Origin of the sequence: Brucella cytisi, assembly GCF_038433355.1 — a bacterium.
Taxonomy (GTDB): Bacteria; Pseudomonadota; Alphaproteobacteria; order Rhizobiales; family Rhizobiaceae; genus Brucella; species Brucella cytisi.
The window spans coordinates 38,426-57,303 of sequence record NZ_JBCAUP010000023.1 but is presented as its reverse complement, the minus strand read 5'-3'; the positions used below and the strand labels follow the sequence as shown (position 1 = coordinate 57,303).

The following is an 18,878-nucleotide window of genomic DNA, read 5'->3' as shown; positions in this document are numbered from 1 at the left end:
CTGTGCCCAATGTTTGAAGTCGGATCTCAGACCGTAGACAGGAAATCGCGCACAAGTGTCGCCGCAGCTGGCGCCTCTTCAAACAGCAAATGTCCGGTCGCGCCGAGTTTCTCCAGCCGTGCTTCATCGATCCCGCGCTGCCATTCTTCGGCATATTGCGCGGGGATGACCCTGTCTTCCTCGCCCCAGAGGATTAGGGTCGGCATGTGAAGCCGGTGCAGCCAGTGTCCAAGCGTTTTATTGCCGCGTCCGTCGGTTGCGTGGACCAGCGCCAGCGCACCCATTTCGCGTCCCAGTGCTTCATCGAACCGGCTGTCGGGCGCAGTTGGGAAATAGCGGAGTGCAACTGACGGATCATGCGTGAGATGGGCTGGGATATCGGCGGACGCGACCTGAAACAGATCGGGGAGAGGGATTGTCGGAATATCGAGTCCGGCAGGTGCCGCGAGAAACAGCGCGGCAAGCCTTTCCGGCTGTCTTATCGCGAATTCTGCGGCAATCCAGCCGCCAAGCGAAAAGCCGCCAAGGCTGAATTGATCCAGTGCGAGTGCATCGAAGAAATCCATGTAATGTAGTACATAGTCGCCAATCTGCACGATATCGGTATCAGCGTCGCTTTCACCGAAATTCGGATGAAACGGAATGATGAGCCGGTTTCTGGAGGCAATGTCGATCAGGCTGTCGAAGCCGGGAAATGTCCCGGTTCCATGCAGAAAGACAACATCCTTGCCTTCACCCTTGACGAGATAGGTGACGGTTTTGCCCCGAATTTCGACCGTGCGTTTTTCAAAACTGCTCGAGTAATTCAACATCTTTCCACCTTATGCCGTTGGCTTGGTGTGACTGGACCAATTGCTTTCTCATCTGGTCGACGGCGCTTTCGATCCGCGTTTCCAGAACCGGAGGCAGAAGGCCGTCCGGTTCCAGTTCCGCCGAACAGGCATAAATGCCCGTTGCGACGGTTCCCGCTTCGAAAAAGCCGAAGAGCGGACGCAGATGATGCTCGACGACCAGCGCATGACGTTGCCCGCCGCCCACTGCGCATAGCACGGTCGGGCGACCGCGCAGCGCGAGCGGATGGACGAGATCGAACACGTGTTTGAAAAGACCGGGATAGCTTCCCTGATAAACAGGGCAACCGACGATCAACGCATCGCAATGTTCAATCTCTGAAATGAGGCTCTCGGATTGCTGGTCCAGCGCCTTGCGATTGACGGTAAACAGGTTCGATCCGGCATGCGACAGGTCCAGATGTGTGACCGACACATCGTCTTCCGCTTCCAGCCTTGCGGCAATCGCCTGGGTTAGCCGGTGAACTTTCGTCGGGCGATCACACCCGACGAAGCTGACAATATTTCGCGCCATGGCCGGTCTCAGTTTTCGCTGATGCCGAAAACGGTCCATCGCGCATCGGCGCCTGAAAGGCCAAGTAGCCCCTTGCCGCATTCCTCAACGATCTGGTCGGCAAGCAGAATATGCTGGGTGCCGGAATGGATATCGCGATAGAAGCGCTGCATGGCCGTGTTATGCAGCGATGCTCCCCGAGCCGCCCGATGCGCGAATGTCGCCACATCTGAAACGATGTCGTGCATATAGCGAAGCGAGAGCTTCACCATCGTCATCTGGTCGAGCGACGGGACATCGCCAGATGCGGTGGTCTGCGAGACATCTTCCCATGTTTCCATGGCCAGTGCCCGTGCGGCCCGGTAACGGGCTTCGGCATTGGCAAACTGGAACCGCAGGCTGGCGCTGTCTGCGCTCTTGCCGAACGGATCCTGTCGCTGACGGATCACCTTGGCGAGTTCGTCGAGTATCCGGCGACCGACGCCGATGGCCCAGCTTGTATGGGTGAGGGCGCTGTAGCCCGCGAGCCCGAGATGGCCCTGTGTCTGACCGCGCTTCGGTGCGGACTGCGTGAAACTATAGGTCATTGAAACCGGCACGAAGAGGTCTTCATCGGTTGCCAGCGTGTAGTCGAAGCTGCCGGTGGCGCGCAGGCCCAGCACATCCCAGTTGCCAAGCAGCTGGATCGTCGAGCGCGGGTGATGTGCGACGATGATCTGCGGTGCGCCGGTTTCGTCTTTCAAAAGCGCCTTGCCGCTCGGATCCTTGGAATCGAGCAGGAAACAGCCGGAATGAATCCATTCCGCGTGGAAGATGGAGCTTCCATAAGCCCAGTTGCCGCGGATCATGTAGCCGCCATCGACCTTGCGGGCAAAGCCGCGCGGCACGCCGTTGCCTGCAATGGTGACATCGACGCCGTCCTTGAAGACATTCGCAATCCCCTCGTCGTCGAGGTAGATCGCCATGGTGGTGCCTTCCATATTGTTGACCATCGTGCACCAGCCCGATGATGCGTGGGCATAGGAAAGCGCGGACATTAATCTCATGGCATCGATTGGGCGCAATTCCGCGCCGCCGACTTCCTTGGGAAACAGCATTGTGTAAAAGCCAGCCTTACGCATGGCGTCCACGACGTCGTCATGCATCCGTCCGAGTGTCTCTGCCTCTTCCGCCTTTTCTTCAATCAAGGGTAGAATTGCTTGAAGGCGGTCATTGAAGCCCTGAAGGACTGCGGAATAGTTGTCGGCCGTGTGAGTCCGATGCACGCTGGTATCCAAGTTAGTTCCCCTTGATTTAGTGGTTATAAGCAGGAATGATACGGACAAGAGTGGGAACGGACATTCCCCCCAGATGGGGGGCTTGGGAACTCGGGAGAGAGAATGCCCAGGCAAATATTATCGACAGATGAGCGGATATCTGCAGCGCTTTCCGTTGCGGAGAGCCGTGATTATGACGATTTTACAATAGCTTGTGATTATTTTGCAGCGAATGTTCTGCGGGTGCGATCGCTTGGAATTTATTTGCTGGAGAATAATCGACCGCGCCTTTTTCACAGCATCAACACGCCCACCGGCTTTCTTCTTGAATATCAGAATGGGCTTGCGGATTCGGATCCGATGATTGCGGCAGTGGTGCAGAATGCCGGCGCGGTTGCGGGCTCGCGATTGCCCCAGAATGCGGCGGGGAATGTGCCGCTGATGCGAACGCTGCTCTATCGATGGAACTACAACGATAACTTGTGCTGTCCGGTTTACGTTGGCGACAACATACAGGCGCTGATCTATGCCGCCGGTTTCGAGATGCACGCAACACAGCTCGAAGAACAGGTTTCGCTGCTGTGCCGTTCGTCGGCGCTTGCCTTGCGCAACATTCAGGAAGCGCGTCCGGCGAAGACGCCCAGCGCCAATCTGACCAACCTGTCGCCGCGCCTATCGACGGTCGCCCGGTTGCTTGCAGCTGGCAATACCAACAAGCAGATTGCCCGACATCTGGAGCTTTCACCCCATACGGTGAAGGATTACGTCGACGATCTGATCAAGCGTTTCGGTGTTCGTAACAGAACCGAAGTGGCCGTCCTGATCAACCGCATGAGCGGTGCGAGGAAAGCCGAGCCGGTCGGATTCGTCCTGTCGGGACAGGAACGGCGCGGCCTTCCCATAGAGCATTTCTGAAAACGCTTTCCGCGTTACTAAAGGCAGAGGAATTTAACGGCGCGGCTTTCGGGATCGCACAGCGTGTCGATGACATTGCAATGATGCGTGCCATCGCTTTCCCAAGCGCTGGTTTCTATCCCCAACCCGTACCAGATGTTTGCCAGCAGCGCATTTTGTCGTCTGAACTCCATCAGCTCATCGCCGCCGACGCAGCAATGAACGGCAATATCTGTACGCGGGCGCTGGAGTGCCGCGCTCTCCGCGACAGCTTCGGCCTCGTCCATAGAGAAAATATCGTTCATCGCGGTTTTGAGAAGCGGGCGTAAATCGTGCAGCCCGCTGATAGAAAGAACACGCTTTATCCGTTCCGCCGTTGCGGCGGCAATGGGCGCATTTTCGCACGCCATGCGGCTGACCAGATGCCCTCCGGCGGAATGGCCGGTCAAGGCGATATCACCGTCCACTTCCTGCGCAAGGTGGTTGATGAAACGGCCAATTTCCCGTGTGATACCAGAAATACGCGCTTCGGGGCACAGCGTATAGCTTGGCATGGCAACGCGATATCCGCGCGCAAGCGCGCCTTGCGCCAGATGTGACCAGAAGCTTTTGTCCAGCCCCTTCCAATAGCCGCCATGGACATAAACAAGTGTGCCCTTGGCCTGGCCTTCCGGCAGAAAAAGGTCGTAAAGGTTGCGCACGCCATCGCCATAGGCGATGTCAGGGATCAAGCGACCCTGATCGCGCATCTTCTCGCGAAAGCCGGATGCCAGTTCCGTCCAGCGCGGCGGATAGGTGGCGGAATCGCTGATGGCCTTCATATTGTCGTAAGCGGTATCGTAGTCGTGCAGCACAGAAGTCTCCTGCGTATTTCATGCTTGAAGCCGCACGTCAGGCGCGGGCTTCGGTTGCCGCCTGCGCGCGCAGGGCGGATCGCTGCAATTTTCCGGATTCTGTTTTGGGCAGGCTTGAAACCCAGCATATGAGGCGTGGATATTTATAAGGCGCGAGTTCGCTTTTGACGTGACTTTGCAGTGCTTCCTGCAAGTTCGTGTCGCCATTATATCCTTCGTTCAGCACGACATAGGCTTTGACGATGCAGCCCCGTTCGTCATCGGGCGCCGCCACCACGCCACATTCCGCCACGGCTGGATGCGCGAGCAGGCTGGCTTCGACCTCCGGTCCGGCGATGTTGTATCCGGCAGAAACGATCATGTCGTCATTGCGGGCCTGATACCAGAAATAGCCGTCCGCATCCATGACATAGGTATCGCCGGTGATGTTCCAGCCGTTCTCGACATATTTGGTCTGGCGCGCGTCGGCCAGATATTTGCAGCCGAGCGGCCCACGAACGGCAAGTCGTCCGGGGGTGCCGGGCGCGCATTCCTGCCCGTTGTCATCGATGACACGCGCTTCATAACCGGGGATGGGTTTACCAGTCGCTCCGGGTCTGATGTCGTCTTCCGGCGCAGAGATGAAGATATGCAGCATTTCCGTCGCGCCGATGCCGTCGGCCAGCGAAAGCCCGGTCGCACGCTTCCACGCTTCGAAAGTAGGGAGCGGCAGGGCTTCACCAGCTGAAACACATTTGCGCAGGGACGAAAGATCGTACTGATCGATCTTCGAAAGCATGGCTCGGTAAGCGGTCGGCGCTGTGAAACAGACAGTTGGTTTATATTCCCCGATAGCGAGCGCGAGGTCATGCGGGGCGGTTTTTGCCGGCAGCACTGTGGAAGCGCCGATCCTGAAGGGAAACAGGACCAGCCCGCCAAGACCGAACGTGAACGCCAGCGGCGGCGAGCCGATGAAAATGTCATCTTCGGTCGCGTTCAATATATGATGTGCATAGCAATCACAGACGATCAGCAGGTCGCGGTGGAAATGGATCGTCGCTTTCGGCAAGCCGGTGGTGCCGGATGTAAAGCCCAGCAGGCATGGATCGTCGGCCCGTGTTGCGACCGCATCGAAATCGCTGGATGCACCGGCCAGCAATGCGCCAAGTTCCCCGCCTGCATTGCCCTCCCAGGTCACCAGAGTTTTGATGAAATCGGTCTGTGCCACGGCATTCTGCATCTCGCCGGTCAGTGCGTGATCGCAAAAGGCAATGCCGATTTTGGCCCTATCGATGATCTGGACCAGCTCCTTGGCGCGCAACAGCGGCATGGTTGCGACGACAACGCCGCCCGCCTTGATAATCGCCATATAGAGCGCAATCTTGGTCGGGTTATTGCCCGAGCGGATCATCACGCGATTGCCGGTCTTCATGCCGAGCTTGTCGGTCAGCACATTGGCTATCTTGTTGATCATTGCGGCAAGATCGTTGTAGCTCCAGCGCACGCCCGGCGCCTGCAATGCAATGCGGTCGCCTTTGCCGTTTGCAAGATGTGCATCCACCAGTTCGGTGGTGGCATTGAGCTGTTCCGGGTAGCCGAGTGCGTCGAGGTTGATAATATCCGGTAGGAGTTCCGCAGCCGGGAGATTATCCAGAACGAATGTGTCCACATGAGCGCTGGGGTGCATGCTCTTCTCCTGTCAATGCAAGTTTGCGTTCGACTGCTGGGTCAAACGTGCAAGTAACGTTCCTTGATGTCCGGGGTGTTCAAAAGGGCAGCGTTGTCACCGCTCCACACCACACGGCCCTTTTCGATGACCACATGACGGTCTGCGAAGCGCGCCAGCGCATCGACATTCTTGTCGATGACGAGGATTGCCTCGCCTTCATCCTTGATGTTGCGCAGGCAGGACCAGATCTCTTCGCGCATCAGCGGCGACAGGCCTTCCGTCGCCTCATCCAGCACGACCATTTTCGGATTGGTCATCAGTGCGCGACCAACCGCCAGCATCTGCTGTTCACCGCCGGAAAGCTGGTTGCCCATGTTGCGCCGCCGCTCCTTCAGGCGTGGGAACATCCGATAGATGCTTTCCAGCGTCCATTTGCACGAGCGGGCTTCCGAACGCCGGGTGGCCAGCAGGTTCTCTTCGACGCTCAGCGTCGGAAATATCTGCCGCCCTTCCGGGACCAGACCGAGCCCCTCGCGGGCAATTGCATAGGGCGGTTTGCCGGTAACGTCATGGCCATTGACGAACACCTTGCCGCCCTTGGGCGGCAGCAAGCCGAAGATCGACTTGATGGTTGTCGTTTTCCCCATGCCGTTTCTGCCGAGGATCGTGACGACTTCTCCCGCACTGACTTCAAAGTCGATGCCGAAGAGAATGCGGGACTGGCCATAGGCGTTCTGGAGTCCTTCGACCTTCAGCATCACGCAGCCTCCTCTTCGCCGAGATAGGCGGCGCGCACGTCCGGATCAGAGCGCACGGCAGCGGGTGTTCCGGACGCGATGACGCGTCCGTAGACGAGGACGCTCACCTGATCCGCCAGCGAGAAAACGGCATCCATGTCATGCTCGATCAGAACCAGCGTATGCGTCTGACGTAAAGCGCGCATCAGTTCGACCAGCACCACGGATTCCTCGTGGCTGGTGCCAGCCAGTGGTTCATCGAGCAACAGCATCTGCGCTTCGGTGGCGAGCGCGATGGCAATCTCAAGCTGGCGCTTTTCGCCGTGCGACAGCGCTCCGGCCCGGCGATGGGCGCGGTCGTCCAGCCGGACGCGAGCAAGCGCAGTCATGGCTTGCTCGTTGATATCGGCTTCCTTGTTTGCCGCCTGAAAAAAGCGGAAGCTTGAACCGGATCGTGCCTGAACGGCAAGCGCAACATTGTCCAGCACGCTGAAACCTTCAAGAACCGAGGTGATCTGAAACGAACGTGCAAGGCCGAGATGGACACGATTGGGCATAGGCAGACCGGAAATTTCACGGCCATCGAAGATGACCGAACCGCGGTCGCTTTTGAGATTTCCTGAAAGCTGGTGGATCAATGTTGTCTTTCCGGCGCCATTGGGGCCGATCAGCGCGTGAATTTCGCCGCGTTTGACGGTGAGATTGACCCCATCCGTGACCTTGAGCGCGCCGAAGCTTTTATGCAGGTCATGAACCTGAAGCAGTTCATCCGACATCGGAACCTCCACGCAGCTTGCGGAGCAGCCCGCCGATACCGTCGCGACTGAAAAGCACGACGAGAACAAGGAAAAGACCAAGGCCGAGTTTCCAGTGCTCTGAGAAATGCGCCAGCACTTCCTCAAGAAAGATGAAGGCAGTTGCGCCGAGGACCGGGCCGATCAGCGTGCCCATTCCACCCAGAACGACCATGACGATCAGTTCGCCAGAACGCTGCCAGCTCATGAAGGCAGGCGAAACGAACTGGATCTGGTTGGCGAGCAGAACACCGGCAATGGCCGCTGCCACACCGGCAATCACATAGGCGGTGAGCTGAAACGAGAAGGGCGAGAAACCGATGGCGCGCATACGCACCGGATTGTCCCGCGTTCCACGCAGCACACGACCGAACCGTGAATGCACCAGCATGCGGAAGATGAAAAATGCCCCCATCAGAACCGCCAGCACGAAGTAGAACAGCACCAGATTGCTGGAAAGCAGCGTATTGCCGAACAGCGTTGAGCGGGTGGACAGCGTCATTCCATCGTCGCCGCCAAAGGCTGACAGGGAAACCATGAAGAAGAAGGCCATCTGCCCGAAGGCCAACGTGATCATGATGAAATAGACGCCGCTGGTTCTAAGCGAAATATAGCCGGTGACGAGGGCGAAGAACGCCGCAACAACGATGGCCGCAACCAGCTGGAGGATCAGATCGTCGATGCCATAGCTGGACAGGATGCCGACTGCATAGGCGCCGATCCCGATATAGGCAGCATGGCCGAAGGAAACGAGCGCGCCGTAACCCATGATGAAATTGAGCGAAAGCGCGGCCAGCGCGAAGATCATGATGCGTGTCACGATCACGAGAAGAAAGCTGTCGTTCAATACGGATGCGAGAAGCGGAACGATTGCAAAGGCGGCGAAGACCAGCCACGGGCCCGCATCCAGCAAAAGCGAGGTTCGGCTCTTTGCCGTTTCCGGCATGGCGGTATCGCGGGTGCTGTTATGGGTAATCTCGCTCATCGGGTTCCTCCCTGCGCCGGGAAGAGACCTGTCGGACGGAAATAGAGCACGGCTGCCATCAGAATATAGGTGAGCATCGGCACCAGCGTGCGGCCCATCTGGGAGGCAGCGGCCGGATCGAGCAGGTTGCGGAGCAGCATCGGCCCGAAGGTGCGGCCAAGCGTATCGACGAGGCCAACGGTGATGGCCGCAACGAAAGCACCGCGCACGGAACCGACGCCGCCGATCACGATGACGACGAATGTGAGGATCAGGATGGAATCGCCCATGCCTGGATCAACGGAGAGAATGGGGGAGATCATGCCACCGGCAAAGCCTGCAAGCATCGCGCCAAGTCCGAAAACCACCATGAACAGGCGGCGTATATTGATGCCGAGAGCCGAGACCATGTCGCCATTGGTCGCTCCGGCACGCAGCAACATGCCGATGCGCGTGTGATTGACGAGGACATAAAGACCCGCCGCCGTGGCGAGGCCAGCGGCGATGATCAGCAGGCGATAGACGGGATAGCGCAGGTTGCCAAAGAGCTGGATGGAACCGGATAGGGAATCCGGCATCGGCACGCTGAGCGGAGCCGCGCCCCAGATGATCTTCACGAGTTCGTTCACTATCAGGATCAACCCGAATGTAGCCAGAACCTGATCGAGATGGCTGCGTTCGTATAATCGTCGAAAGACCAGCACTTCCAGCACAATGCCGATGATAAGGGTGACGGGGAGGGCGATCAGGATGCCGTAAAAGAAGCTGCCTGTCATGGCAGTGAAAGTCGCTGTCAGATAGGCGCCGACCATATAAAGAACGCCATGCGCTAGGTTGATGAGGTCCATGACGCCGAAGATCAGTGTCAAACCGGCTGCGACGAGAAAGAGCAAAATGCCAAACTGAATCCCGTTAAGGGACTGCAGCAGAAAAAGATTGAGCATGGGGGACGTCCGGAACTCGTTGTACTGAAGTCCGTTTCACGCCAGACAAACTGGCGTGAACTGTTTCAGACTTGGAAATTGAGAGGACTGGGCTCATCGGAGCACCCGCCTTCCACCGGGTTACATCTTGCATTCAGCTGCGTAATTATCCTTGTAATCGTTGAAGACCGTTTCAACGTAGGACGTGGCGAACTGGCCGTCGTCACGCTTGACGACTTTGGTCAGGTAGAAACTCTGGATCGGAAAGTGATTGTCGCCAAAGCTGAATTCACCGCGCGGCGAGGTGAATTTCGCGCCTTTCATGGCGGCCCGCAAGGCATCCTTGTCGGCAATATTGCCGTTGACCTGCTTGACGGCAGCATTGATCAGCATGGCGGCGTCATAAGCCTGCACCGCAAAAGTCGCCGGAATGCGCTTGAATTTGGCTTCATAGGCGGCGGCAAATTCCTTGGCTGGTGCGGAATCAAGATCCGGCGCCCAGTTCGAACCGGCGAAGAAGCCAACTGCCGCATCCTGCTGCGCGGGCAGGGTGGTCTCATCCACGGTAAATGCCGAGAGGAACGGGGTGCCTTCAAGACCGGCCTGACGATACTGTTTGACGAAATTTACGCCCATGCCGCCGGGCAGGAAAGCATAGACCGCGTCCGGCTGTTCAGCGGCGATCTGCGCCAGTTCTGCCGAATAGTCGAGCTGGCCAAGCGGCACATAGATTTCCTGCGCGACTTCGTTCTTGTAGGAGTGCTTGAAACCGGCCAGAGCGTCCTTGCCAGCCTGATAATTCGGGGCGATCAGCACGACGCGCTGGTAGTTCTGCTTTTCGGCATATTTGCCGGAAACTTCATGCATCTGGTCGTTCTGATAGGAGGTGACGAACAGATTGGGGTTGCAATCCTTACCGGCCAGATTGGACGTGCCTGCATTGGTCGAGATCAGAAACGTGCCGGAATCGGTCGCTGGCTTGACGATAGCGTTCAGGACATTGGAGAAGATGGGACCTACGACAAAATCCACCTTGTCGCGCTGGATCATCTGCTGGACCTTGTTGACGCCGATATCCGGCTTCTGCTCATCGTCCTGAATGATGATTTCAGCATCGAGGCCGCCGAGCTTGTTGCCCAGTTTGTCCATGGCAAGCAGAAAACCGTCGCGGGATTGTTCGCCCAGCAAGGCCGCTGGCCCGCTCAGCGTATAGATCAAACCGATCTTGATCTTGCCTTCTTCGGCCTGCGCGGTTCCGTTCAACATGGTTGCGGCGAGCAGCGCGAAGGCCGCTTTCGTCGAAATTTTCATTGTTCCACCTCGATTGCAGCGTTCTGTTTTGTCTTATTTTTCTTTTGCATTATCCGACGCAAAACCGCTTCACACTTTTGCTGGAAATGCTCTGATACCCGGCAGATGTACTCCCATACTTCTGCCGGGCGGATGCATTATTCTGCTGGAGCGGGCAAAAATTCAACCTCGTGTGCCGGTGCAATGCGAACTATTTCAGCAGGATCACCGACATTGTCGATACGAACGAACAGATCCCAAAGTTTTGCGGTCGGCGAAACCCAGAAAACGCACTTCACTGGCTGCTCGGTCTTGTTGAAAATACCGTGCGACACGTTGCGTGGCAGGCAGACGAGATCGCCAGCTTCGGCAACGGCTTCCTTGCCGTCGAGAAGCAGGTCGAAACGTCCTTCCAGCACGTAGATGAATTCTTCCTGCGTGGTGTGGATATGTGGCGGAACGAAAGTACCGGGAGGGAAGGTTGCGTGCCAGGACATGGAGCTTTCGCAGACATGCTTGGGCACATAGGTCTGACCGAGAATATGCCAGACAACACCGTCGACGGAGGAACCGGATTTGGTCACGCCAGCTTGAAGAACAGTCACTCGAATTCCCTTTCATTAGAGCGCACCCCGAAAAGTGTGAAACGGTTTTCGGAAAAGATGCGCGTTAAAAAAATATACAGACGCAGGTTTCAGGCGGAGGCCCGAGACACTCCCCGATTGACTTGCTGTGTTGAAAAGCCAGCCTTTGCGGCATAGCCGCGAACAATGGCTTCGCGCTCGGCAAAGCTGATGACGCCGTCCAGATCGGCAACACCGGATGGAGCGCGGCGTTCAACCTCATCGATGACGCCTTCCGGGCCGCCCAGCCGGTTGAGCCGGACGATTTCCGCCGTCGCAGGCAGCCGGATTGCCTGATAGGCCGCCAGCGCCGCGCGACCGTGCTCCGCAGCGGCAAGATGGTCGGCAAGCGTGCGTGCGTCGATGATCGCCTGGCTCGCGCCGTTCGACCCCACCGGATACATCGGATGGGCGGCGTCGCCGATCAGCGCCACGCGGCCATCCGTCCACCAGCGGGCGGGGTCGCGGTCGCACATCGGATATTCGAAGAATGTATTGGTTGCGCGCACCAAAGCGGCAAGGTCCACGACATTGATGCCGAATTTTTCGACATGGGGCATCAGCTCTTCATGCGTGCCGCGACGGCTCCAGTCCTCGCGCTTCGGCGCAGGCGATCCGTCGGCGCCGGGACGATAGGTGACGACCCAGTTGTTGAGAATCTTGCCGGGCGTGGTGCCCTTGGCTATCGGGTAAAGCACCAGCTTATACGTAAAGCCGCCAGCGACGATCATGGTGCGACCGTCAAGGAACGGATCGCTTTCAACAGCGCCGCGCCACATCATGACGCCGTTCCATTTGAGACCGGCTTCGTTCGGGAACATTTGATGTCGAATGACGGAATGAATACCGTCCGCGCCGATAATGATGTCGGCAGTTGCCGAGGTAATTTTTGAACCTTCGGCAAAATGAACCGTGGCAGAACCCTCGTTCTGGGTGTAGCCCACGCAGCGCTGGTTCGCGATGACGGCATCCGGTCCAAGCCGTTCGATGACGGCATTATAAAGCAGTTTCTGCAAATAGCCGCGATGGATTGAGAACTGAGGCACATCATAGCCTGCATCGACGCCGCGGGGCTCGCGCCAGATTTCCTGGCCCTGCCGTGTAGCGTAAATCAGCTCTCGGGTGCGGATGCCGGTGGCGTCCAGCGCGGGCAGAAGGCCGATTTCAGCCAGTTCGCGGATGGCGTGCGGAAGGACATTGATACCAACGCCCAGTTCACGGACTTCCGGTGCTGCTTCGAAAATCTGGCAGTCAATGCCTCGTGCGTGCAGCATCAATGCCATCGTGAGGCCACCGATGCCCCCTCCGACGATAATCGCTTTCATTCGCGGTTCCCTTTTTCGTGGCTGCTCTTTGGCGCCTGGGACCAACGATAAAAGCGGAAACAATGGTGTCTATCACCAAAACGCCATTCCTAACAGGAAACCGCCAGAAACGCGCTTTCGTGCAAAATTTTCGTGGCGCTTGCGCTCTCGCTCCAGCGTGATACTTTAATCTTAAAATAAAATGCTCTCTAAATGAGATACGGGGAATATCGTGATGCCGACTACGAGCTATATGCACAGGCTTTCGCCGTCCATCGATTCGTTCCAAGACACCATGTCGGGTCTCCTCAGGCCTTGCCGCATCTCGAAGAAATCCAGCCGGACCTACCGGACGGAAGTTTCACATGGGCGCATGCGTCCCTTCGGCCTGACTGCGATCCGCATTGGCGGCCATGCCCGCATCGAAGTTGAAGCGCATAACGACATGACTTTGTTGCAGGTTCCGTTGCAGGGCATCTTCGTCTCGCGCGACCGGCGCGGTGACGAGCTGTTGTATCAGTCCGGCATGAATGCGCAGCTGGTCGACGCGCATTCGGCGATTGATCTCGAATTTCACCCTTCCACGCGCATGCTGATCTTCAGCCTGAACGATACTCAGATCGACATTCTGGGGGGCAAGGAATTCATCGAGCGGTTTACCCATAACAAGCGCGTCGTATCCTTCGATACTCTGGTGGGGCATGCCTTCTATCAGCTGGCGCATTTCGTCATAAACGAAATCGAGAAGGATAAGGAAGCATTTTTCCATGGCGGTCTGTCGGAGCGTCTCGAAGACAGCCTGATGGCATCGCTTGCAGCGGCGCTCGACACGCAGCCGCGCGCAAGGCCGCTGACGAGTGCGGTTCCGAGCTATGTCCAGCGTGCTGAAAAATTCATGCTCGACAATCTCGACAAGCAGCTGACCTTGCAGGAGCTTGTCGATGCAACGGGCACCAGCGCACGTACCTTGCACCGCACATTTCGCAGTGTCCGGGGCAACACGCCGCTCGGCGTGTTCAAGAACATGCGGCTGGACAAGGTGCATGCGGAGCTTGTCCGCGGCCATGCCGGGCCGGGGGATATCACGCGTATCGCCATGGCCTGGGCTTTCAATCATATGGGCTTGTTTTCAGCGGATTACCGACAGCGCTTCGGCTATCTCCCATCGGAAACCGTGCGCCGCGCGCAATGATCCTTCGGTAGAAACGCCTCGGGCGGCACCCGTATATTGAATTTCCGGTTGGATTGTGGTGCTGCACGCCGCCAACCTCAGGCGTGCCTGTGCCGGGAGCAAAGCCCCGGGGCCTGCTCGGCGAGCATATGTTCTTGCAAATCAGAAACACTATCACTGCCGACCGTATAGACGGTAGGACGGCCGGTCGGTTACCTTGGCTCTTGAGATTTGAACCGGAGATGAAGCCTTCATGATCAAGGGTATAGCGCTGCTATTGTTGTTTCAGCTGCTTGGCGAAAGCTTTATCTTCATGAGCGGGCTTCCTATACCGGGCCCCGTTGTGGGGCTCGTGCTTCTGTTCGTTGCCATGCAACTGTGCAAGATATTCGACTGGGGTATCTTTGCCGAAGCAGAAACGGCGGCCGATGGTTTTCTCGGTAATCTCGGCCTGCTTTTTGTCCCGGCGGGGGTCGGAGTGGTGGCTATGTGGAGCCAGATTCAGGGGCAGGCCACGGCAATTCTGGCTATCGTGGTGATCTCGGCAATTCTCACATTGGCGGTGACGGTCTGGACCTTCATTCTTGTGCAACGCTTCATGGGGCGGAGGTAGCGTCATGAAACATCCACTGGAACTATGGGTTTACCTTTCAGCATCACCTTTGCTGTGGCTCACTCTCACATTATGCGCATGGATCGTGGCGACGCATATTTCCGTTCGACTGAAGCGCCATCCATTGGCCAATCCTGTACTGATTTCCATTGTGCTGCTTTCCAGCCTGCTTGTGATTTTTGATGTTCCCTATGGACGATTCTTTGAAGGAGCTCAGTTTATCCACTTCCTGCTCGGTCCAGCCACAGTAGCCATCGCCGTGCCTCTATTCCGCCAATGGCATCAGGTGCGGCAAGCGCTGATCCCAATGGGAGCAGCGCTGGTCGTCGGCTCCTTCTTTGCGGTTCTTTCCATTGTGGTGATGGGTAAATGGGCCAATCTCTCCAATGAAGTGCTGATTTCTTTTCTGCCAAAATCCGCAACTGCCGGGGTTGCCATGGCGATCTCTTCCACACTTGGCGGCACACCGTCGCTAACCGCGGTATTGGTCGTACTTACCGGTATCATCGGCGCACTTGTCGTCACCCCTTTCATGAATGCCATGCGGATAAGGGACTACGCCGCACGTGGATTTGCTGTTGGGCTGACGTCGCACGGGATCGGAACTGCACGTGCTTTCGATGTCGATGAGACGGCTGGGCTCTTCGCCGGGATTGCCATGGCGCTGAACGCTATTGCAACGTCACTCGTTGTGCCGCTGCTCGTCAAATTGTTCCTCAGCTGAAACGCCGACGCGGTATTCCAGCAGGTTGCTGATTGATACTAAAGCGTATTCCGAAAAATGTGGAACGGTTGTCGGAACGAGATGCGTGTTGAAGCAAACCGTTAGAGCTTCTCATAGCCACGCGAGCCGTTTGGCTCGCTGGCTGGCATATGGAGACGAAGTAATATAAGCCTATATACGTCGTGAGAGCAGTTGATTTACTGCTTGATAGCCTCAGCCTGAATTTCAAGCTTGACCATCTTGGCCATGCCTTCCTTTACAAGGAAGTCCACGCCCCATTGGGTGCGATCGATAGTTGCTTCAAAATCGCCACCACAGACTTCTGCCTTGAAGATTGGGCTCTGGTAACAACCGAACTTGGTGGCCGTGAGCTGGATTGGCAGTGTCTTTCCCTTCATGGTCAGATCGCCATCCACCGATACCAGCTTGTTTTCATCAAAATTCCACTTGGTCGACTTGAACTCAATGGTCGGGAACTTTTCCGCGTCCAGCATGTCAGCACCTGTCACGTGCTTATCAAATGCGGCCATGCCTGTATTCAGCGTCTTTACGGGAATTGAAATATCCATCTTCCCATCCATGGTTTCAGGATCGAACGAGATATCGCCGTTGATTTCATAGAAACCGCCGCTGTTTGTCGATGTATTGAAGTGATCAATATAGAAAACAGCTTTTGTATGTGTTGGGTCCAGTTTGTAATCCGCAGCCTGGGCAGCCGAGACTGACAGCAACGAGGCTAAGAGTGGCAGTACGAACTTTCTCATGTCCATTTCCTTGTCGAGATTTAGCCGTGAAGCGTGAATACAGTGATCGCTTCGATGCCTTTGTAAGTAGCTGTGGGGCGCAACGCTGTGTAGTTCGGATTTCGGTACTCAATGTCCTATAAATAGGACGGTTGCTTGCGTTGAAGCGGGAACTGCAGCAGATACAGCCGGGATCAAAGGAATTTTCCTGGCAGCTTTGGCCGGCGCATGAAGAGTGTTGCGAGCGCTGCAAGAGCAATGGCAAGACCGATCATGACGAACATGTCGCTGTAGGCCAGCACGAAAGCCTCCCGTTGAACGGTTGTGGCGAGCATGGCGGTGGCTTGGGCAGTCACCGTCGTCGGATCGCTGTTGTGAGCTTCCAGCATGGCTGCGGTTCGGTCGATGCGACCCTGCACATCCGCAGCGCCACGTTCCAGATGCAGGCCAAGCAGATTGGAATGCAGCTGCTCCTGCATGCGTGTGAATGTACTGACCGCAGCAAGGCCAATGGCTGTGCCAACCGTGCGAACGATATGAACAAGGGAAGCAATCCACGGTATTTCCCTGACGCTGATGTCTTCCGTTATCAGAACCATCAAGGGTATGGCGGTGAATGGTGCGGCGATGGACTGCACGAACAGCGAAGGCAATATCTGATCCGACGTCCATAGATGCGTGAGATCGGACAGCATAAGAACGCCTGCGCCGAACAGCATCAGCCCGAAAGCTGCCAGACTGCGCGGATCCATCCGGTAGGCTAGCCAGGCCACGAATGGCGTCAGAGCGATCTGCGGCAAAGCGGAGACCCAGAACATCGTGCCGCTTTCGAGCGCGCGATAGCCCTGAATACGGATCAGGTATTGCGGCAGCAGATAGGCAGAGGTCATCAGCCCGATGCGCATGGCGAACATCAGGAACAGGCTGAAGCCTATATTGCGTCTGGCAAGCAGACGCGGGCTGACCACCGGGTCCGGATGCCGCAATGCATGGATGAGATAAATGCTCAGAAAGAACAGGGCCGAAGCCAGCAGACCCACGATCAATCCCGATCCGAGCCAGTCGAGGCGATTGCCCTGATCGAGTGCCGTTACCAATGCAGCGAGCCCGAAAGACAGCGCCAGCAGACCAAAACCGTCATGCCTGCGAAAGCGCAGGAATTTGATAGGATCGTTGGCAAGCCCGTAGGCTCCCGCCAGCAGTGTAAGACTGCCGGGTATGATATTGATCCAGAACAGATATTCCCATGACAGATGAGTAATTACCCACCCCTCGATACTGACAGCGAGGTTTGGCGTCAGTGACGAAGCCAGCGCATAGAGCGACAGGCCGTAAAGCCGCAAATGCTGCGGCAGATGCCGCATGATCACGGCATAAGCCATCGGCATCAGGATACCTGCACTCAGGCCACGTATCGCCTGAATGCTGATCAGGGTCTGGAGATCGGGACTGAATGGGGCCGCCAAAGATGCAATCGTGAAGATGAGTGCTCCGATCATGACCCCGCGAGCGGGCGAGAGGATCGAGCGCAGCCAGACGGCGGATGGTATGGCGGCCACTTCGGCAACGACATAAGCCGTCGTCAGCCAGCTCGCCTCATCCATGCCAACACCAAGCGCTCCACGAATATCGGCAAGCCCGATATCGGTGAGGCGCGAGTTCAACAGGGATGTCGTTGTGCCAAGCAGGACGGCGGCGACGCCGATCAAAGCCCGCATGTCGGGTAGGCTTGTGGGGCGCGATTGGGCAGAACCCTGAACGGTCGTAGCGGTGGACATGGCTTTTCGGCTCCTGCCGCCTGCCGTCTCAAACGAAGTTTCGCGGCAAGCGGCTCAATTAGCTATTTGATGAGACTGGCTGTTGTCTCAATGCTCTGGTCTGTATGCACGGTTGCCACGACCGACATGCCCGGGCGAAGCAGTTCGTCGAGTTCACCATTCTGTTCAAGCGCGATGCGCACGCCGACGCGCTGGGCCACTTTGGTGAAATTGCCGGTCGCGTTGTCCGGTGGCAGCAGGCTGAATTCCGATCCGGTTGCCGGTGACAACCGCTCCACATGACCGCGCAGTTCCTTGTCCGGGAATGTATCGACCGTCACGCTGACAAGCTGTCCCGGCCTGAACTTAGCCAGCTGCGTTTCCTTGAAATTAGCGACGACATAAAGCTTCGAGACAGGAACGACGGAAACGAGTTGCGACCCGGCCCGCACATATTGTCCTTCGCGCGCGCCGCTGACACCCACAACGCCATCCATCGGTGCTGTGATACGGGTGCGATCCAGGTCGATCTGCGCGAGCCGCAATGCAGCCTGCTGATTGGACAGTTCAGCCTGTGCCTGGTCGGATTGGCTTGCCAGAACGTCCAGCTTCTGACGCTCGGCTGCTATTTCGGCCTGTTTTTCTGCAATCTGCGCTTCGATGCGTTTGACGTCGGCAATCGCGGCTTCCAGCTTTTGCGCTGTCGACCAGCCGTCTTTCGTCAGAGATGTCTGGCGGCGACCTTCACTGACGACACGCTCGCGGTCGGCGTTGAGCGCCGCCAGTCCGGCTTCCGCCTGCTCGATCAAACGCTGCTGCAAGGTGATGTTGCTCTGTGCGTTGCGGATTGTGGCCTGGGCGGCGGCTACGCTTGCCTTGGCCTGATCCACCTGTGCCTGATACTGGGTCGGATCGATCTGCATCAGCAATTGTCCGATCTTGACGTGCTGGTAATCCTCCACCAGCAGGCGCACGATACGCCCGCCAACCTCAGCGCTGACCGGCGTTGTGTCGGCACGCAGATAGGCATTGTCGGTCGTCTGGTTGGTCATGCCTGCTACCCAGCTTCCCCAGCCAAGCGGAATGACGATGGCAAGACCGATCCCAGCGACAATCACAGATGCGCGGGCAAGGCTGAGATATGTTCGGCGCCGGGCCTTTCCTGCGATTTTGGGGAGCTCCGGCTTGTCCTTGACTGGAGCTGGCTGCTGAAAGAGAACAACTGGCTTGTTCATAACA

At 57.1% G+C, this 18,878-nt stretch carries 19 protein-coding genes; 4 read left to right on the top strand and 15 right to left on the bottom strand.

All coding sequences use genetic code 11. The features are described from left to right. Positions 1-26: 26 nt before the first annotated feature. The 3 genes from AAE521_RS19875 to AAE521_RS19865 are packed head-to-tail and all read right to left on the bottom strand — an operon-like array spanning position 27 to position 2,609. Entirely contained in the window at positions 27-812 is a 786-nt protein-coding gene (locus tag AAE521_RS19875) for an alpha/beta fold hydrolase (protein WP_071631230.1), read from the bottom strand. Further along, complete coding sequence (locus tag AAE521_RS19870) at positions 787-1,365, bottom strand: NAD(P)H-dependent oxidoreductase (RefSeq protein ID WP_071631231.1); 579 nt, start codon at positions 1,363-1,365, stop codon at positions 787-789. The genes AAE521_RS19875 and AAE521_RS19870 overlap by 26 nt, the downstream gene beginning before the upstream one ends. Positions 1,366-1,373: 8 nt before the next feature. Further along, complete coding sequence (locus AAE521_RS19865) at positions 1,374-2,609, bottom strand: acyl-CoA dehydrogenase family protein (RefSeq protein ID WP_342062220.1); 1,236 nt, start codon at positions 2,607-2,609, stop codon at positions 1,374-1,376. A 114-nt stretch (positions 2,610-2,723) separates the two neighbouring features. On the opposite strand from AAE521_RS19865, the gene AAE521_RS19860 reads away from it, so the two are divergent. After that, positions 2,724-3,515 carry a response regulator transcription factor gene (locus AAE521_RS19860; RefSeq protein WP_235817605.1) on the top strand — a complete coding sequence of 264 codons (792 nt, stop codon included), beginning with the start codon at positions 2,724-2,726 and terminating at the stop codon, positions 3,513-3,515. Positions 3,516-3,532: 17 nt separating this feature from the next. On the opposite strand, the gene AAE521_RS19855 is transcribed toward AAE521_RS19860, so the two are convergent. The 9 genes from AAE521_RS19855 to AAE521_RS19815 form a co-directional block, all read right to left on the bottom strand. Continuing rightward, on the bottom strand, positions 3,533-4,348 hold the full coding sequence (locus AAE521_RS19855) for an alpha/beta hydrolase (protein WP_342062219.1): 816 nt from the start codon (positions 4,346-4,348) through the stop codon (positions 3,533-3,535). Between the two features lie 37 nt (positions 4,349-4,385). After that, on the bottom strand, positions 4,386-6,014 hold the full coding sequence (locus AAE521_RS19850) for a benzoate-CoA ligase family protein (protein ID WP_342062218.1): 1,629 nt from the start codon (positions 6,012-6,014) through the stop codon (positions 4,386-4,388). A 41-nt stretch (positions 6,015-6,055) separates the two neighbouring features. Beyond that, positions 6,056-6,754 (bottom strand): ABC transporter ATP-binding protein, encoded by a 699-nt coding sequence (locus AAE521_RS19845; RefSeq protein ID WP_342062217.1) that lies wholly within the window; start codon positions 6,752-6,754, stop codon positions 6,056-6,058. Beyond that, positions 6,754-7,509 (bottom strand): ABC transporter ATP-binding protein, encoded by a 756-nt coding sequence (locus AAE521_RS19840; RefSeq protein WP_342062216.1) that lies wholly within the window; start codon positions 7,507-7,509, stop codon positions 6,754-6,756. The genes AAE521_RS19845 and AAE521_RS19840 overlap by 1 nt, the downstream gene beginning before the upstream one ends. Then, positions 7,499-8,512, bottom strand: coding sequence for a branched-chain amino acid ABC transporter permease (locus tag AAE521_RS19835; protein ID WP_342062215.1), 1,014 nt, complete (start codon positions 8,510-8,512; stop codon positions 7,499-7,501). The genes AAE521_RS19840 and AAE521_RS19835 overlap by 11 nt, the downstream gene beginning before the upstream one ends. Next, positions 8,509-9,435: a branched-chain amino acid ABC transporter permease gene (locus tag AAE521_RS19830; RefSeq protein WP_342062214.1), complete on the bottom strand. Its 927-nt coding sequence runs from the start codon at positions 9,433-9,435 to the stop codon at positions 8,509-8,511. The genes AAE521_RS19835 and AAE521_RS19830 overlap by 4 nt, the downstream gene beginning before the upstream one ends. Positions 9,436-9,555: 120 nt before the next feature. Then, positions 9,556-10,725, bottom strand: coding sequence for an ABC transporter substrate-binding protein (locus tag AAE521_RS19825; RefSeq protein ID WP_342062213.1), 1,170 nt, complete (start codon positions 10,723-10,725; stop codon positions 9,556-9,558). A 137-nt stretch (positions 10,726-10,862) separates the two neighbouring features. Beyond that, on the bottom strand, positions 10,863-11,309 hold the full coding sequence (locus AAE521_RS19820; protein WP_010659178.1) for a cupin domain-containing protein: 447 nt from the start codon (positions 11,307-11,309) through the stop codon (positions 10,863-10,865). 89 nt (positions 11,310-11,398) lie between these two features. Then, entirely contained in the window at positions 11,399-12,652 is a 1,254-nt protein-coding gene (locus AAE521_RS19815) for a flavin-dependent oxidoreductase (protein ID WP_342062212.1), read from the bottom strand. 214 nt (positions 12,653-12,866) lie between these two features. Between AAE521_RS19815 and AAE521_RS19810 the strand changes: the two genes are divergently transcribed. The 3 genes from AAE521_RS19810 to AAE521_RS19800 all read left to right on the top strand — a co-directional run bounded on the left by AAE521_RS19810 (position 12,867) and on the right by AAE521_RS19800 (position 15,139). Continuing rightward, positions 12,867-13,823 (top strand): AraC family transcriptional regulator, encoded by a 957-nt coding sequence (locus AAE521_RS19810; protein ID WP_071631241.1) that lies wholly within the window; start codon positions 12,867-12,869, stop codon positions 13,821-13,823. 232 nt (positions 13,824-14,055) lie between these two features. Beyond that, on the top strand, positions 14,056-14,415 hold the full coding sequence (locus AAE521_RS19805; RefSeq protein ID WP_010659175.1) for a CidA/LrgA family protein: 360 nt from the start codon (positions 14,056-14,058) through the stop codon (positions 14,413-14,415). 4 nt (positions 14,416-14,419) lie between these two features. Next, positions 14,420-15,139 carry an LrgB family protein gene (locus AAE521_RS19800; RefSeq protein WP_012093330.1) on the top strand — a complete coding sequence of 240 codons (720 nt, stop codon included), beginning with the start codon at positions 14,420-14,422 and terminating at the stop codon, positions 15,137-15,139. 197 nt (positions 15,140-15,336) lie between these two features. Here AAE521_RS19800 and AAE521_RS19795 read toward each other — a convergent pair whose 3' ends face one another. The 3 genes from AAE521_RS19795 to AAE521_RS19785 form a co-directional block, all read right to left on the bottom strand. Continuing rightward, positions 15,337-15,903, bottom strand: a complete 567-nt coding sequence (locus AAE521_RS19795) for a YceI family protein (protein ID WP_071631242.1) — start codon at positions 15,901-15,903, stop codon at positions 15,337-15,339. A gap of 173 nt (positions 15,904-16,076) precedes the next feature. Beyond that, positions 16,077-17,660, bottom strand: coding sequence for a DHA2 family efflux MFS transporter permease subunit (locus AAE521_RS19790; RefSeq protein WP_342062211.1), 1,584 nt, complete (start codon positions 17,658-17,660; stop codon positions 16,077-16,079). A gap of 62 nt (positions 17,661-17,722) precedes the next feature. Next, the gene (locus AAE521_RS19785; protein ID WP_342062210.1) at positions 17,723-18,874 is read right to left on the bottom strand and encodes an HlyD family secretion protein; all 1,152 of its coding nucleotides are present in this window, start codon (positions 18,872-18,874) and stop codon (positions 17,723-17,725) included. Positions 18,875-18,878: the final 4 nt, after the last annotated feature.

Coding starts and splice junctions, on each gene's coding strand:
- AAE521_RS19835 (WP_342062215.1), bottom strand. CDS start 8,512: ATGAGCGAGATTACCCATAACAGCACCCGCGATACCGCCATGCCGGAA.
- AAE521_RS19800 (WP_012093330.1), top strand. CDS start 14,420: ATGAAACATCCACTGGAACTATGGGTTTACCTTTCAGCATCACCTTTG.
- AAE521_RS19810 (WP_071631241.1), top strand. CDS start 12,867: ATGCCGACTACGAGCTATATGCACAGGCTTTCGCCGTCCATCGATTCG.
- AAE521_RS19860 (WP_235817605.1), top strand. CDS start 2,724: ATGCCCAGGCAAATATTATCGACAGATGAGCGGATATCTGCAGCGCTT.
- AAE521_RS19790 (WP_342062211.1), bottom strand. CDS start 17,660: ATGTCCACCGCTACGACCGTTCAGGGTTCTGCCCAATCGCGCCCCACA.
- AAE521_RS19840 (WP_342062216.1), bottom strand. CDS start 7,509: ATGTCGGATGAACTGCTTCAGGTTCATGACCTGCATAAAAGCTTCGGC.
- AAE521_RS19795 (WP_071631242.1), bottom strand. CDS start 15,903: ATGAGAAAGTTCGTACTGCCACTCTTAGCCTCGTTGCTGTCAGTCTCG.
- AAE521_RS19830 (WP_342062214.1), bottom strand. CDS start 9,435: ATGCTCAATCTTTTTCTGCTGCAGTCCCTTAACGGGATTCAGTTTGGC.
- AAE521_RS19875 (WP_071631230.1), bottom strand. CDS start 812: ATGTTGAATTACTCGAGCAGTTTTGAAAAACGCACGGTCGAAATTCGG.
- AAE521_RS19870 (WP_071631231.1), bottom strand. CDS start 1,365: ATGGCGCGAAATATTGTCAGCTTCGTCGGGTGTGATCGCCCGACGAAA.
- AAE521_RS19815 (WP_342062212.1), bottom strand. CDS start 12,652: ATGAAAGCGATTATCGTCGGAGGGGGCATCGGTGGCCTCACGATGGCA.
- AAE521_RS19825 (WP_342062213.1), bottom strand. CDS start 10,725: ATGAAAATTTCGACGAAAGCGGCCTTCGCGCTGCTCGCCGCAACCATG.
- AAE521_RS19785 (WP_342062210.1), bottom strand. CDS start 18,874: ATGAACAAGCCAGTTGTTCTCTTTCAGCAGCCAGCTCCAGTCAAGGAC.
- AAE521_RS19845 (WP_342062217.1), bottom strand. CDS start 6,754: ATGCTGAAGGTCGAAGGACTCCAGAACGCCTATGGCCAGTCCCGCATT.
- AAE521_RS19850 (WP_342062218.1), bottom strand. CDS start 6,014: ATGCACCCCAGCGCTCATGTGGACACATTCGTTCTGGATAATCTCCCG.
- AAE521_RS19805 (WP_010659175.1), top strand. CDS start 14,056: ATGATCAAGGGTATAGCGCTGCTATTGTTGTTTCAGCTGCTTGGCGAA.